The sequence below is a fragment of the Azospirillum argentinense genome (assembly GCF_000632475.1).
Classification (GTDB): Bacteria; Pseudomonadota; Alphaproteobacteria; order Azospirillales; family Azospirillaceae; genus Azospirillum; species Azospirillum baldaniorum.
The window spans coordinates 730,952-744,851 of record NZ_CP007794.1; the positions used below are offsets into that span (position 1 = coordinate 730,952).

The following is a 13,900-nucleotide window of genomic DNA, read 5'->3' on the forward strand; positions in this document are numbered from 1 at the left end:
GGGGACCCGAGCATGGGTCCATCCATGGAGGAGGCAGGACCTCACCACTCGGCGGGCGGCGCCCACCGACACTCCGGTGCCGGCGCCGCCCGCCCTTTTCTCAGCTCAGCGGTTTCCCCAGGGAAGCATGCGGCTCAGCGTCCCGTCCTTCAGCACATATTGGTGGACCAGGGCCGCCACCGCGTGCAGGCCGGCCAGCACGATGATGGCGGTGCCGAAAAGCTCATGCAGCTTCTCCAGGATGTCGCCAAAGGCATGGTTTTCCCCAACCAGCGTCGGCAGGGTGAACAGGCCGAAAAAGGTAACGGGATGGCCATGGGCCTGGGTCATCGTCACGCCGGCCAGCGGCACGGCAATCATCAGGGCATAGAGCGCCAGATGCCCGGCCTTGGCCGCCAGCAGAAGCAGCGGCGCGGTGTCGGCGGGCATCGGCGGCGGCGGGCTGACGGCGCGCCAGACCATGCGCAGCGCCACCAGCGCCAGCACGAGGACGCCGAGCGAGCGATGGAGGTCCATCAGGGCGGTCCGCTCCGGCCCGCGGGGCACCAGCCCGCGCCCCTGCGCGATGGCGAAGGCCACCAGGATCAGCAGGGCGACGCTCCAGTGCAGGAACAGCATCACCCCGTCGTAGCGGGTCTTGACGGGGCGGGTCTTGACGGGGCGGGTCTTGACGGGGCGGGTCTTGACGGGCGGCCGGGCGGCGGCCTCGGAGTAAGCGTTGGACATCGGAAGTCCCCTCATCGGCAGAAACAGGCAAGTCCTGCCGATCCTGTCCGGGGGCGACTGAACCGAAGCTGAACGGCGGAACCCAGAACTGAGATGGGAGTGCCGCGCGGCTCCCCGCCATGGTCGCACGGGTGACCCGGCGGGCCAGCCGGATCACCCCGATCAGAGGAAACGTTCTCGCCGCCGGCCGTCGCCGAAGGGCGTCAAACCGCCGCTTCGGACTCCGGCGCCAGTTCGGACGCGGGCAGCAGGCGGCGGACGGTCAGGCACACGATGTCGCCGGTCTGCCCGCCCGGACCGACATGGGCCTCCACCGCGCGCAGCAGCAGTTCGGAGCGGTCGCGCGCCGACAGGCCGCGGCCCTGGTGCAGGACGGCGGCCAGACGCTCCTCGCCGAACGGCTCGCGCTGGGCGTTCACCGCCCGCAGCACGCCCTCGGTGCACAGGAACAGCGTGTCCTCCTGCTCCAGCCGGGCCACCGCCTCGCCGTAGGGGATGCCCTTGCGCACGCCCAGCGCCGGGCCACCCGCGTCGGCCAGGGTCAGGACGCTACCGTCCGCCCGGATGCGGCAGGGCGCGCGGTTGCCGGCGCTGGAATGGCTGAGCATTCCGGTCTCGCGGTCGTAAAGGGCGACGAAGGCAGTGGCGAAGCCGTCGAAGGGGCTCTGCCCGCACAGCCGGTCGTTGGCCGCCGCCAGGATGGCCGCGGGGGTCATGCCGGGCCGGGCCGCCGCCTCGCGGATCGCGCCGCGCACCAGCAGCATCAGGAAGGCCGCCGGCACGCCCCAGCCGGATACCCCAGCCACCACCAGCAGGCAATGGCGCTCGTCCAGTTCGATCACGTCGTAGAAGTCGCCGCTGACCGCCGGGCCTGGAACCAGAAGGCCGAAGAACTGGCTGTCGCGCCCGGCGGGAAGCTGCTGCGGCAGCAGGTTCGCCTGCACGTCGCGGGCGGCGCGCTGCTCCTCCTCGATCAGGTGTTCGGCGGCGGCCAGCTTCTCGGTGCGGGTCTCCAGCTCGGCCGTGCGCATCAGAAGCTGGGCGTCCAGCGTCTCCTCGCGGTAGGACGCCTCCAGCGCCATGCTGCGGAAGACGCGGGCGAGGCGGCCCATCTCGTCGTTGCGCTCCATCGCCTCGTTCAGGGTGAAGGGGTTGAAGCGCCCGGCCTCCACGGCGGCGACGGCCTCGCCCAGCCGCTCGATCGGGGCCATCTGGCTGCGCGCGAAGCGGACGGCGCCGTAGACGCCCGCCGCCAGGACGAGCAGACCGACCAGCACGCCGATCTTCACATGGCGGCCGACCACCGAGGACAGGTCCTCCGCCGACAGGCGGACCACCGCGATCCCCGCCCCCTGCCCGGCCGCCCCCTGCCCCGCCATCGCCGGCACCGGGGCGAAGGCGGTCAGGCGGTCACCCTCGCGCAGGAGGCCAGTCTCGCCGGCCGCCGCGGCGGCCTTCGCCGCCTCCACCGCCCGTTCCGACAGCGGCCCGGCGCTGGGGCCGGTGGCGTGCACGGCGAGACGGCCATCCCGCTCCAGCAGCCACGCACCCTCCACCGTGCCGCCGGCCAGCAGGGAGGCCATCACGCCGTCCACCCCGGCCTTGCGGGCGATGTCGCCCAGCCGGCGCACGTCGGCGCCGACCTGGACGATGCGCGGCTTGTCGACGCCGGCCACGCCGGCGAACTTCATCAGCTTGCCGCCTTCGGTGGCGGCGTCGGTCACCACCTTCTCCGGCGCGCGGTTCAGCAGGCCGTAATAGGGCGCCTGGCGCGGCTGCGCACGGGCGTCGGGGCCGAAGGTGATGTCGGGGCCGGGAATGTTGTGCAGATAGGCGCGACCCCGGTTGTCGGTGACCCAGATCTCATCCGGCCCGCCGCCGTCCGCGACGGCCTTCAGCCGGTCGGTCACCGCCTTGACCGGCGCCTTGCCCGCCTCCATCACCGCCACGAGATGGGCGGCGAGCGTGGCCTCCGACAGCAGCCGGTCGCCCAGCAGCGCCTCCACGTCGCGCGGAACCTCGCGCGCCAGGGTGGCGCTGCGGGCCAGCAGGGTCGCCGCACCGCGGCCGTCCGCTTCCACCCGCGACTGGATCGCCGAATGGGTCGTCCAGGCCAGCAGGATCGTAACCAGCGCCACCGCCAGCGTCACCAGCCCGGAGATCAGGAGGACCAAACGCCCTTGAAAGGTCATGGAGGGGACCCGCCTTTTGTAGCCAACCGACCGCCGCAGGCGCTCCGCCGTCCCCGGACAAGCCTGGGATTTGGGAAAATTGCCCGACCGCGCCCGTCGGTTCTACCCAGCCGGGCAGTGTGAGTCCAGGAGAGGCGGACGCCGGCCTTGTAACCTTCAGTACCAGTAGCCGCCGATCCGGTAGCGCGGGCGCCGCAGCGCCGCCGGCATGGCGAGCGGCGGCGGGGCATGAAGGGGATGGGCGCCGAGCCCAGGCAGGACCGGCGGCGGGGTGCGCAGCGCCATCAGGCGGCGCACCCGCTCCTCAGTCTCCGGGTGGGTGCGCAGCAGGGACGGGATGTTCTGCGCCCGGCGGCGGCCGGGAAAGCGCAGCCCCTCCCACGGGCTGTGCTGAAGCCGCTCGATCCGGGCGAGCGCCGAGGCGACGCCCTCCGGGTCGCCGGTCAGGTGGGCGGCGTCGAGGTCGGCGTCGAATTCCCGGGTGCGCGACAGGGCGAGTTGCAGAAGGACGCCGATCCAGGGTGCGGCGATAAGCAGCAGCACCAGCAGCCAGGGAATCGCCTCCTGCCGCATCATCAGCAGGGGCAGGTTGAGAATCAGCAGGGCCATGCCGAAGACCGACATCAGCCGGGTCAGGCTGGTCACCGTGTCGGCCAGCCCCATCACGGTCAGGTCGTTGTTGCGCACGTGGCTGACCTCGTGGGCCAGCACGCCAGCCAGTTCGCGCAGGCTGAGCGCGCGCAGCAGCCCGTCGGTGATTGCGATGGCCGACCGGCGGCGGCTGCCCACGGCGAAGGCGTTCAGCGCCGGGCTGGCGACGTACCACAGTTCCGGAACCGCGGGCAGCTCCGCCCGACGGGCGATGGCGGCCAGCGCGTCGAACAGGACCGGGGCCTCCGCATGGGTCAGGCGGCGGGCGCCGAACATGCCGAGCACCATGCGCGGAGACAGGCGCGGGCTGAACAGCAGGCTGACGGCGCCGCCGAGCAGCGCCCACAGCACCCCCTCCACCCCCGCCAGGATCATCCCGCACAGCGCCAGCAGCAGCACCATGCCGCCGAGCAGGAGGAGGGACTGCAACACGTTCGCGATCTTGTGGCGCCGCCGCAGGTCGGCGGCCGCCTGATCCGTGGGCATGAAAGACCGGTGCGTGTGCGGCATGACGGGGGCTTCCTCCCTGACCATCTCCCTTTGAAACCGTTCAACCGGACCCAAGTCCGGCGAACCCAAGTCCGGCCCGCCTCATATTGGCGCGCGCCGCCCCGTCGTCATCCCGGCCGCAAGCACAGGCGCCGTGCGCCGAACGAAAGGCCAACCCTCTTGATTTGCGGGGGTGCGTCGAACACATACACGTCAAACGTGCTCACCCGTCAGCCGCTGACCCCCGCTTTCCAATCACGGTCATCGCCATGAGCAATCCTTACGAGATTCTGGGCGTATCCCCCACCGCTTCGGACGACGAAATCCGCAAGGCCTACCGTAAGCTGGCCAAGAAGCACCATCCCGACCTCAACCCCGGCAAGGCGGAGGCCGAGCAGCGCTTCAAAGACATCAGCGCCGCCTACAGCCTGCTGTCGGATGCCGACAAGCGCGCCCGCTTCGACCGCGGGGAGATCGACGACTCCGGTCAGGAACGGCCGCAGCGCCAATATTACCGCGACTTCGCCGAAGGCCCGGCGGGCGCCCGCTACGCCCACGCCGAAGGATTCGCGTCGGACGATCTGGAACACATCTTCTCCGACCTGTTCGGCGGGCGCGGCTTCGCCCGCGGCGGCGCCATGCCGATGAAGGGCGGCAACCTCAGCATGGCGCTGACGGTCGATTTCCTGGCGGCGGCCAAGGGCGGCAAGCGCCGCGTCACCATGCCGGACGGGAAGACGCTGGACATCGATCTGCCCGCCGGGCTGGAGGATGGCGGCACCATCCGCCTGAAGGGCCAGGGCCTGCCCGGCAGCAACGGCGGTCCGCCCGGCGACGCTTTGGTGACCGTCAAGGTCACGCCCCACCCGTGGTTCCGGCGCGACGGCGACGACATCCAGCTCGACCTGCCGGTGACGCTGGCCGAGGCGGTGCTGGGCGGCAAGGTCCGCGTGCCGACCATCGACGGGCCGGTGATGCTGACCGTTCCGAAGGGGGCGAACAACGGCACGCGCCTGCGGTTGAAGGGCAAGGGACTGCCCGGAGCGAACGGCGCGCGCGGCGACCAGTATGTGACCCTGCGCATCGCCCTGCCCGACGCGCCCGACCCGGCGCTGGAGGCGTTCGTCCGGGATTGGAAGACCGACCACAACCCGAGACGGGACATGGAGGCCGCGTGAGATGGACCGGAACGGCATGGACCAGGACGGCGGGGCATGGCGGACCGAGGAGGTGCTGGCCACCTGCCGGCGCGTCTCCTCCGCCCAGCTGACGGTGTGGGTGGAGCGGCATTGGCTGCGGCCGCGGCACGAGGGGACCGGTTTCGTCTTCAGCGCGGCCGACGTGGCCCGGCTGGAGATGATCTGCGATCTGCGGGAGGATCTGGCGCTCGACGACGAGGCAATGCCGGTCGTGCTGTCGCTGTTGGACACCGTCTATGGGCTGCGGCGCCGCCTGCGCGTGTTGGCCGAAGCCATCGGCGATCTGCCGCCGGAGGCCCGCTATCTCCTGCAGGACGAGCTGCGGAAGCGGGAGGAAAAGGAGGGGTAGGTCAGCTCCGGACGCCGAAGGCCCGTCCGCTCAGCGCGATGTCCTGGTTGAAGCCCTCCGCGACCCGGTCGTTGCCGCCGGACTGCATGCACAGCGTCACGTTGATGGCGCTGAGGATGGCGTGGTCGATCTGCTCCGGCTTGGCGTTGTGGCGTTTGATGGCTTGAAGCGCGCGGGTCACGGATTGGGCCATGGAGCAGGTTCCGTTCGTTCTGGCAGGCTGCCCGGGTTGATCGGCGGGTTGGTTGATGGCGCCATCATGCCGCCCCTTCGCTCGTCCCGCTGTGCGCCGGGCCACACCCAGCCGCACGGACCGCCTTTCGCAATGGCGAAAGTCCTAAAGCCCAAATTCTTAATCAGGTGTAAACGTCCGGCCGAGCCCAAAAGGCATAACCCTTTATGCCCTTCCTGGAAGCTCCATCAAACCAAGAGCATAGCTCAAACCATTGGTTTGGTATTACCACTCATTAATGTCAAATGCGACACTTTGCCCGGTGCCGCTGGCCACCCGCCAGGGAGGCATCGCCCCTCAGAGGTCCCCGTCCTCCGCCAGGAGTCGGCGATGGATGGCAGTGGCGGCGATCGCAGCCTGTCCCATGGCGACCGAAATCTGGTTCAGCCCCTCCACGATGTCGCCCGCGGCGTAGAGCCCTTCGATCCCCGTCTGCTGGTGCCCGTCGGTGACCAGCCGCCCGTCCGGGCCGATGCGCACGCCCAACCCCTTCACCGGCTCGATGCGCGGGTGGCAGCCCAGGGCGGAATACAGCGTGTCGAAGGTCAGCCGCTCGCCGGACGCCGTGGTCAGGGCGGCGATCCGCCCGCCCTCGGTATGGATTTCCACCACCGGCTCCTCGACGGCGCGCAGCCCGGCCTCGGCCATGCGGCGCTCCTCCGCCTCCTCCAGATTCATCGGCTCGCCCAGCGTCAGCACGGTGATGTCGCGGGAATAGGTGCGCAGGAACAGCGCCTCCCCCAGGGCCCCGGTGCCGTGGCCGATGACGCCGATGCGGTGGCCGGTCACCTCGAACCCGTCGCAGATCGGGCAATGGCGGACCAGCCCTCGCTGCACCGCCTGATACAGGTTGGGCAGTTCCGGTTCGCGGTCGATCACGCCGGTCGCGGCCAGCACGGTGCGGGCGCGGAATTGCCGCCCGTCCTCCGTCCGCACGCGGTAACCATCGTCGTCCCGTTCCACCGCCGTCACCGTTCCCGGCACGATCCGGGCGCCGTAGCGCTCCGCCTGGGCGCGCATGCGGGCCAGCAGCTCGTCACCGGTCACCCCGTCGGGAAAGCCCGCATGATTGTGGGACAGCGGAATCCAGGAGGCCCGGCTGGCCCCGGAGTCCACCACCAGGAAGCGGCGGCGGTAGCGCGCCAGATAGATCGCCGCGGTCAGCCCGGCGGGGCCGCCGCCGACGATCAGGGTGTCCAGACGCTGTTCTTCGGATGCGGCGGTCATCGCTCGGGCGTTCCAGCGGACGTTGACGACGTTGGGGAACAGGCGGCGCGTCCCCCGGTTCCGCGACCGGATGCTGCGGCGCCGAAGCGTCCATTCGCCGCGCTGGCCTCGGCTTGACCGGGTTGAATTGCCACACGCACTGTACGGCCATACCGTGTCCTGCCGGGAGCCGCCATCGTGCCCCAGCCACCGCCCAGCCCATCCGAACCGCCACCGGCCAACGCGACGCCGTATGACCGTGAGATCCTTGACGTGGAGCCGATGCTGCGCAACTTCGGCGGTCCTGGCCCCACCGTCACCATGCTCTACGTCCTGTTCCTGGAAAACGCCGACGAGTTGTCGCGCGTTCTGAAAGAGCGATTGGCGCTCGGCGACCTGGATGGTGTCCGGCTGGCCGCCCATTCGGCGGCCGGCGCCGCCCGCACCGCCGGGGCCGGGCGGGTTGCCGACCTCTTCGGCTCGGTGGAGGACGCGGCCCTGCGCGGCGACGCGGCGGTGGTGCGGCGGGACACGGGCGCCCTCGACCACGCCCTGGCCGACGTGAAAATTTTGATCGCACGCATTTGAGTTTCTTTCGCGCTGATATATCATGCGGGCGTAACCCTTAGGGGTGCCCACAGGACGAAGCGCGAGGGTGGCCGTGTCGTTCAATTCCTGCGCGGTGCTGGTCGTCGAGGACGAGGTGGTGACCCGCAGCGTCTCGGTGCGGCTGCTGAAGCAGTTGGGCGTCGGCACGGTGATCGAGGCCGCCGACGGGGCGGAGGCGCTGGCCCGCTGCAACCGGGTCGATTTCGACGCGATCTTCTGCGATGTGGACATGGTGCCGATGGGCGGTCTGGCCTTTCTGGAGGCCTTGGACGGGCGAGCGCCGGTCATCATGCTGACCAAGCACGACCGGTCCGACGTCGTCCTGTCGGCCCTGCGCTCCGGCGCCACCGGCTATCTGGTGAAGCCGCTGACCACGTTCGGCCTGCGTGAGAAGCTGGAAAAAGCGCTGTCCGCGAAAGGGTAGAACCTTGACCGCGACATTATACTTTTCGTAACCACGGCGGAATTATTCTGTACACGGTGCATTGCTGCACCCTTGTGCGGATTGCCGGGAGATTCCGCATGCCCATGAACGTTCTGGAAGTGGCGATCTATGCCATGGTGCTCACCGCGTCGCAGCCGCGCCCCTATGAGTGCGTCGCGGTGCAGCCGGAGGGGGTGAACTGCACGAACGGCCTCGCCGTGGCGTCCGAGACGCCGAACGGAGTCATGGCCTTCAACACCGGCGTGCAGGTCATCAAGGACAACCAGGGCCGCGTGCGGCTGAGCAACGGGATCACCACCCATTTCGATTCCTCGGCCTGGGTGGCCTTCAAGAACCCCGGCGGACAGACCCTGGTCAGCGTGCGCAAGACCGGGCCGTTCCGCTTCAAGTTCTCCAACAGCTTCCAGTGCGAGATGATCGGGCCGAACCAGGACATGGCCCGCTGTTACAAGCCCTGAGGCCCGATTACCCCACCGAGTTAGCCAACCGAGTCCCGCCCGTGCGGCGCGTCGAGATCCAGCGCCGGCCCCTTCGGCACGACGCCGGTCGGGTTGATCATGGTGTGGCTGGCGTAGTAGTGCCGCTTGATATGGTGGAAATCGACCGTCTCCGCCACGCCGGGCACCTGATAGAGGTCGCGCAGGTAGCCGGACAGGTTCGGATAATCGGCGATGCGGCGCAGGTTGCACTTGAAGTGGCCGACATAGACGGCGTCGAAGCGCACCAGCGTGGTGAACAGGCGCCAATCGACCTCGGTCTGCCGGTTCCCCAGCAGGTAGCGCTGTCCGCCCAGCCGCTCGTCCAGCTCGTCGAGCGCCGCGAAGAGGGCGTCGAACGCCTGCTCGTACTTCTCCTGGCTGGTCGCGAAGCCGGCCTTGTAGACGCCGTTGTTGACGCGGTCGTAAACGAAGGCGTTGAGCCGGTCGATCTCCTCCGCCAGCTCCGCCGGGTAGAAATCCAGCGAGGCATCACCGAAGGCGTCGAAGTCCCGGTTCAGCATGCGGACGATCTCCGCGGACTCGTTGCTGACGATGGTCCCGGTCTTCCTGTCCCACAGCACCGGGACGGTCACGCGCCCCGAGTAGGTGGGATCGGCCTTGGTGTAGACCTCGTGCAGGCGGGTGGAGCCGGTGATCGGATCGGGTTCGGGGAAGGTCCAGCCCTCCTCGCGCATCAGGGGATCGACCACGGTGACGCCGATGGCGTCCTCCAGCCCCTTCAGCTTGCGCAGGATCAGCGTGCGGTGCGCCCAGGGGCAGGCCAGCGACACGAACAGATGATAGCGCCCGGCCTCCGGCTGGAACGGGGTCGAGCCGTCCGCCCGCACCCAGTTGCGGAACTGGGTTTCCGGACGGACGAAGGCGCCGCCGCTGTTCTTGGTGTCGTACCACTGGTCATGCCAGCGGCCGTCGATCAACAGGCCCATGCCCTGAACTCCCCTTTATCCGGTGCCACCTCTCCCGCCCGGACGGCGGGAGAGGGACGCCCCGCCTTTAACCGTGCAGCTTCTTGGTGATCTCCGCGACATGCCGGCCCTGGTAACGGGCACCGTCCAGTTCGACCGCGCTCGGCTGGCGGGAGCCGTCGCCGCCGGCGATGGTGCTGGCGCCGTAGGGGCTGTTGCCCATCACCTCGTCCACGCCCATCTGGCCCTGGAAGCTGTAGGGCAGACCGACGATCACCATGCCGAGGTGCAGAAGCACGGTGTGGGTGGTGAGGATCGTGCTCTCCTGCCCGCCGTGCTGGGTGGCGGAGGAGGAGAAGGCGGCGCCCACCTTGCCGACCAGCGCGCCCTTCGCCCACAGGCCGCCCGTCTGGTCGAGGAAATTCTTCATCTGGCCCGGCATGTTGCCGTAGCGCGTCGGCACGCCCAGGATGATGGCGTCGTAGTTGGCCAGCTCGTTCGGGTCGGCGATGGGAATGTTCGGCTCTTCCTTGAAGTGCGCCTTCTGCCGCACCTCCTCGGGGACCAGCTCCGGCACGCGCTTCACCGCCACCTCGGTTCCCGGAACCGAGCGGGCGCCTTCGGCCATCGCCTGCGCCATGGTGGAGATGTGGCCGTAGCTGCTGTAGTAGAGCACCAGAACCTTCGCCATGTCTCGTCTCCCCTCTGTCGTTGCGGCCGCGCTGGAGGCTGCGGCGTTCCAAAGAGATAGCGCGTTGCCGCTCTCCAGCAAATCCAGGGTGCTGGAACTTCATTGTTCCCGGGTGTAGAACAATGGGATGGATCGCCTCGACGACATGACGGCCTTTATCAAGGTCGTGGACACCAAGAGCTTCACCACCGCGGCGGAGCGCCTGAACCTGTCCAAGTCCGTGGTTTCCCGGCGCATCGCGGAGCTGGAGAACCGGCTGGGGGCGCGGCTGCTGAACCGCACCACGCGCAAGCTCAGCCTGACCGAGGTCGGGCAGGCCTATTACGAGCGCTGCACCCGCATCATCGCCGACCTGGAGGAGGCGGAGCAGGCCGTCGCCGACCTGCACGCCGCCCCGCGCGGGCGGTTGAAGGTCAACGCTCCGGTGTCTTTCGGGCTGCTGCATCTGGCCAAGGCGGTCGCCGAGTTCCTCGAACGCTACCCGTCCATCGAGATCGAGATGGATCTGAACGACCGCTACGTCGATCTGATCGACGAGGGCTATGATCTGGCGGTGCGCATCGGGCGGCTGCGCGACAGCTCGCTGATCGCCAAGCGCCTGGCCCCCAACCGCCAAGTGGTCTGCGCCAGCCCGGCCTATCTGGAGAAGCACGGGATACCTCAGACACCGGATGAGCTGTCCAACCACAACTGCCTGATCTACACCAACATCCCGACCGCCGAGCAGTGGCAGTTCCGTGTCGGCGACGCCATGCGGTCGGTCCGCGTGTCGGGGTCGCTGCGCACCAACAACGGCGACCTGCTGCGCGAGTCCGCCATCGCCGGCGTCGGCATCATTGTGCTGCCCACCTTCCTGTGCGGCGAGGCGCTGTCCAAGGGGCAGCTCCAGTGCCTGCTGCTGGACTATTACATGGCGGAATCGAACGTCTTCGCGGTCTACCCGCAGAACCGGCACCTGTCGCCGAAGGTCCGCGTCTTCGTCGATTTCCTGGCCGAGCGTTTCGGCCCGCGTCCCTACTGGGACTGCGCCCTGCTCAGCCTGCAGCCCTTCCGGGCGGAGGCGTGACGCACACCCCCGTCCCGAAAAGCCGTTTTCGTCAGGCCGCCGGCTTCTCCACTATAAAGAGAAGACCCGGCACGCCGACGCCCTTCTCACGGCGGGGGGAGCAGGGCTCCATCAGAAGCACCGTCAGGCCCGCCGCCGCCGCCATTTCCCGCAGATAGGCTTCGCTGTGGGCATAGCGCCGTGACGGGCCGAGCGTGTAGCCGGAGGTCGCCGCCTCGCCGTCCAGACGCTCCACCGTCGCGGCGAAGCGGCCTGCTGGGCGCAGGGCCTTGGCGGCTCCCGCAAACAGCGCGGTCAGGTCGCCGAGATAGACCAGCACGTCGGCGGCGACCAGCAGGTCCCAGGCGCCGGGCACCGCCTCCACCGCCGCGACCACGTCGCCGACCGACAACTCATCATAGAGAGCGCGGGCGCGGGCCTTCTCGACCATGCGCGGGGCCAGATCGACCCCGGCGAGATGCCCGGCCAGCGGACGGAACGCCACGCCCGCCAGCCCGGTGCCGCAACCGAGGTCCAGCACCCGCAACCCAGGCGCCCCACGTTCGGACACCGGCCCCAGCCGGTCCACCGCCTCGCGCAGCAGGGCCGGCGCGGAGTAGCCGAGTTTGCCCACCAGATCCTGGTCGAAGCGGTCGGCGTAGCGATCGAACAGGGCGCGCACATAGGCCGCCGACAGATCCTCCCCCGCGCCGCCTTCCAGCGCGGCGATCAGCGCCGCGCAGCCGAGTCGGCCATCCGAGTCGAGTCCTTCGGCACGGCGCAGAGCGGTCAACGCCTTCACCGGTTCCTGCAGGGCGATCCAGGCCCGCCCGATGGCGGCGTGCAGGTCGGCGTCCTCCGGGTCCCGGCGGGACAGTGGCTGGAGCAGCTCCACCGCGCCCAGCGCGTCGCCGGCCTCGACCAGCAGGGCCGCCAGTTCCAGCGCCGCCTCACGGTCGCCGGGGCGCAGGGCCACGGCCTCGCGGTACTCCTCCAGCGCGGCGTCCCGCCGGCCCGCCGCCGCCAAGGCGCGGGCGAGGCCGAGCCGGGCTGTGGCGGAATCCGGCCGTTCCGTCGTCAACACCTGTCCGGTGGTCACGGCCTCCTCGAACCGGCCCGCGGTCCGCAGCGCCTCGGCCAGGGCGATGCGCCAGGGCCACACGCCGGGGTCGAGCGCCACCGCCCGCCCGCAGGCGGCCAGCGCCCCGGCGGCCTCGCCCGCGTCCCGCGTGCTGTCAGCCAGGGCGCCCCAAGCCTCGCCCGACCCCGGGTCGGCGGCGCAGGCGAGCCGGAAGGCACGCGCCGCCCCCGCCGCGTCGGCGGCGTAGAGTCGGTCATAGCCAGTCTGGAACAAAATGCCCGGAACGTCTCCGGGCTGGACGAGGGGGCCTGCCCCCTCCCGGTCGGCTTGAGCCGTCGAATCGCGATCCACGATCACTTCGCTATGGGAGATGCGCTGTCGCCGTCCCCGCTCCGGGAGACTCCGGAATGCGAAAGAAGACACGAACTCCTGCACCACCTTTCGCGCGCGTGCAAGAGGCATCCGAAGGAGGTCGTTCGGTGGCGAATCGAGCTTCAAACCGTCGCATTAGGCCGATTGGATGAATTTGTACGCCTTTCGCACAATCCACCCCTTTCGGTTTTTCAAAGCGCTTCGGAATCAGTGCCTTGATGGATAAGACTGAGGGCCTGAGTGGGTTTTTCCCGCCGCCTTGTGACATCGTTCGATCGAAAGGCGTGGTATTACCGGGCAGCAAATAGATTGACGCTGTATAAAATTTTTGGAAGTGTGGCTTCGGCGCCCGATGGTGGGCGCTGAACTTTCGGGTAGGAGGCGGTCACCGTAAGCGACTCGGTGACCGGTAATGGCGGCCCCGCGCGGGGGGCCAAAACGAAGCCGGATGAACCCGGCAACGAAGAGGGGACCGAGGATATGCAGGATCGAACTCAGCGCGTGCGACGCACGTATGGCGGCTGGATCGCTCTTGCACTGGGCTTAGCCGCCGCTCCGGTCCTCCTCGCCAAGCCCGCCGCCGCCCAGGACAGCAGCTGCGTCTCCCACGCCGTGGAGGCCGAGCGCAAGTTCAACATCCCCTCCGGCCTTCTCGTCGCCATCGCCCTGGTGGAAAGCGGCCAGGACGGCGCTCCGACCCCCTTCGCGATGAGCGTGGAAGGCCGTCCCGTCTACGCCCGCAACGCCAACGACGCCGCCCGGCATCTCCGCGACAAGCGCGGCCAGATCCGCCAGAACGTCTATGTCGGCTGCATGCAGATTTCGCTGGGCACTCACCGCGGCGAATTCCAGCCGGTGGAGCGGATCGTCGACCCCCGCGAGAACGTCTATTACGCCGGTCGCCTCCTCCTTCGCCTTCATGGCGAGCAGGGAAGCTGGAAGACCGCCGTCGCCCGCTATAACGGCGGTTCCACCCGTCAGGCCCAGAACTACATCTGCAAGATCTGGCAGCACCTGAACGAACTGGACCCAAAGAGCGCCAAGCTGCTGGAATCCGCCCGCTGCGGCGACTCCGAGCCCGCCAGCATCGCGCCGAGCACCCGCCGCACCTTCCGCAACGCCCAGCAGGTCGCTTCTCTGGACTGATTTGGCAGCCGACTGATTTGGCAACCGCTCGCGGAGAGCGTTTGGAGGGGATGGCGCGGAAC

Annotated in this window: 15 protein-coding genes; 7 read left to right on the top strand and 8 right to left on the bottom strand. The window is 69.1% G+C overall.

The window, feature by feature from the left end; genetic code table 11:
* Positions 1–105 precede the first annotated feature (105 nt).
* From ABAZ39_RS17465 to ABAZ39_RS17475, 3 genes are all read right to left on the bottom strand, one after another.
* Complete coding sequence (locus ABAZ39_RS17465) at positions 106–726, bottom strand: cytochrome b (RefSeq protein ID WP_081863122.1); 621 nt, start codon at positions 724–726, stop codon at positions 106–108.
* Positions 727–929: 203 nt separating this feature from the next.
* The gene (locus tag ABAZ39_RS17470; RefSeq protein WP_040134166.1) at positions 930–2,918 is read right to left on the bottom strand and encodes a PP2C family protein-serine/threonine phosphatase; all 1,989 of its coding nucleotides are present in this window, start codon (positions 2,916–2,918) and stop codon (positions 930–932) included.
* A 156-nt stretch (positions 2,919–3,074) separates the two neighbouring features.
* The gene (locus ABAZ39_RS17475) at positions 3,075–4,079 is read right to left on the bottom strand and encodes a zinc metalloprotease HtpX (protein WP_051658211.1); all 1,005 of its coding nucleotides are present in this window, start codon (positions 4,077–4,079) and stop codon (positions 3,075–3,077) included.
* Between the two features lie 248 nt (positions 4,080–4,327).
* Here ABAZ39_RS17475 and ABAZ39_RS17480 point away from each other — a divergent pair, with 248 nt between their 5' ends.
* Positions 4,328–5,236 (top strand): DnaJ C-terminal domain-containing protein, encoded by a 909-nt coding sequence (locus ABAZ39_RS17480; protein ID WP_040134167.1) that lies wholly within the window; start codon positions 4,328–4,330, stop codon positions 5,234–5,236.
* A gap of 1 nt (position 5,237) precedes the next feature.
* Positions 5,238–5,606: a chaperone modulator CbpM gene (locus ABAZ39_RS17485; protein ID WP_051658212.1), complete on the top strand. Its 369-nt coding sequence runs from the start codon at positions 5,238–5,240 to the stop codon at positions 5,604–5,606.
* A 1-nt stretch (position 5,607) separates the two neighbouring features.
* Here ABAZ39_RS17485 and ABAZ39_RS17490 read toward each other — a convergent pair whose 3' ends face one another.
* Both ABAZ39_RS17490 and ABAZ39_RS17495 read right to left on the bottom strand, forming a co-directional pair.
* Positions 5,608–5,799, bottom strand: coding sequence for a hypothetical protein (locus ABAZ39_RS17490; RefSeq protein ID WP_014198714.1), 192 nt, complete (start codon positions 5,797–5,799; stop codon positions 5,608–5,610).
* 336 nt (positions 5,800–6,135) lie between these two features.
* Entirely contained in the window at positions 6,136–7,065 is a 930-nt protein-coding gene (locus ABAZ39_RS17495) for an NAD(P)/FAD-dependent oxidoreductase (protein WP_040134168.1), read from the bottom strand.
* A gap of 177 nt (positions 7,066–7,242) precedes the next feature.
* On the opposite strand from ABAZ39_RS17495, the gene ABAZ39_RS17500 reads away from it, so the two are divergent.
* From ABAZ39_RS17500 to ABAZ39_RS17510, 3 genes are all read left to right on the top strand, one after another.
* Positions 7,243–7,632: an Hpt domain-containing protein gene (locus tag ABAZ39_RS17500; protein WP_081863123.1), complete on the top strand. Its 390-nt coding sequence runs from the start codon at positions 7,243–7,245 to the stop codon at positions 7,630–7,632.
* 73 nt (positions 7,633–7,705) lie between these two features.
* Entirely contained in the window at positions 7,706–8,077 is a 372-nt protein-coding gene (locus tag ABAZ39_RS17505) for a response regulator (RefSeq protein ID WP_040135449.1), read from the top strand.
* Between the two features lie 98 nt (positions 8,078–8,175).
* Positions 8,176–8,556: a hypothetical protein gene (locus ABAZ39_RS17510; RefSeq protein ID WP_040134170.1), complete on the top strand. Its 381-nt coding sequence runs from the start codon at positions 8,176–8,178 to the stop codon at positions 8,554–8,556.
* Between the two features lie 20 nt (positions 8,557–8,576).
* Here ABAZ39_RS17510 and ABAZ39_RS17515 read toward each other — a convergent pair whose 3' ends face one another.
* Both ABAZ39_RS17515 and wrbA read right to left on the bottom strand, forming a co-directional pair.
* Positions 8,577–9,524 (bottom strand): glutathione S-transferase family protein, encoded by a 948-nt coding sequence (locus ABAZ39_RS17515; RefSeq protein ID WP_040134171.1) that lies wholly within the window; start codon positions 9,522–9,524, stop codon positions 8,577–8,579.
* Positions 9,525–9,591: 67 nt separating this feature from the next.
* Positions 9,592–10,194, bottom strand: a complete 603-nt coding sequence (gene wrbA / locus ABAZ39_RS17520; RefSeq protein WP_040134172.1) for an NAD(P)H:quinone oxidoreductase — start codon at positions 10,192–10,194, stop codon at positions 9,592–9,594.
* A 127-nt stretch (positions 10,195–10,321) separates the two neighbouring features.
* Between wrbA and ABAZ39_RS17525 the strand changes: the two genes are divergently transcribed.
* Positions 10,322–11,260 (top strand): LysR family transcriptional regulator, encoded by a 939-nt coding sequence (locus tag ABAZ39_RS17525; RefSeq protein ID WP_014198706.1) that lies wholly within the window; start codon positions 10,322–10,324, stop codon positions 11,258–11,260.
* A 31-nt stretch (positions 11,261–11,291) separates the two neighbouring features.
* On the opposite strand, the gene ABAZ39_RS17530 is transcribed toward ABAZ39_RS17525, so the two are convergent.
* Entirely contained in the window at positions 11,292–12,671 is a 1,380-nt protein-coding gene (locus tag ABAZ39_RS17530; protein ID WP_040135450.1) for a tetratricopeptide repeat protein, read from the bottom strand.
* Between the two features lie 522 nt (positions 12,672–13,193).
* Here ABAZ39_RS17530 and ABAZ39_RS17535 point away from each other — a divergent pair.
* The gene (locus ABAZ39_RS17535; protein ID WP_247881711.1) at positions 13,194–13,838 is read left to right on the top strand and encodes a transglycosylase SLT domain-containing protein; all 645 of its coding nucleotides are present in this window, start codon (positions 13,194–13,196) and stop codon (positions 13,836–13,838) included.
* The last annotated feature ends 62 nt before the right edge of the window (positions 13,839–13,900 follow it).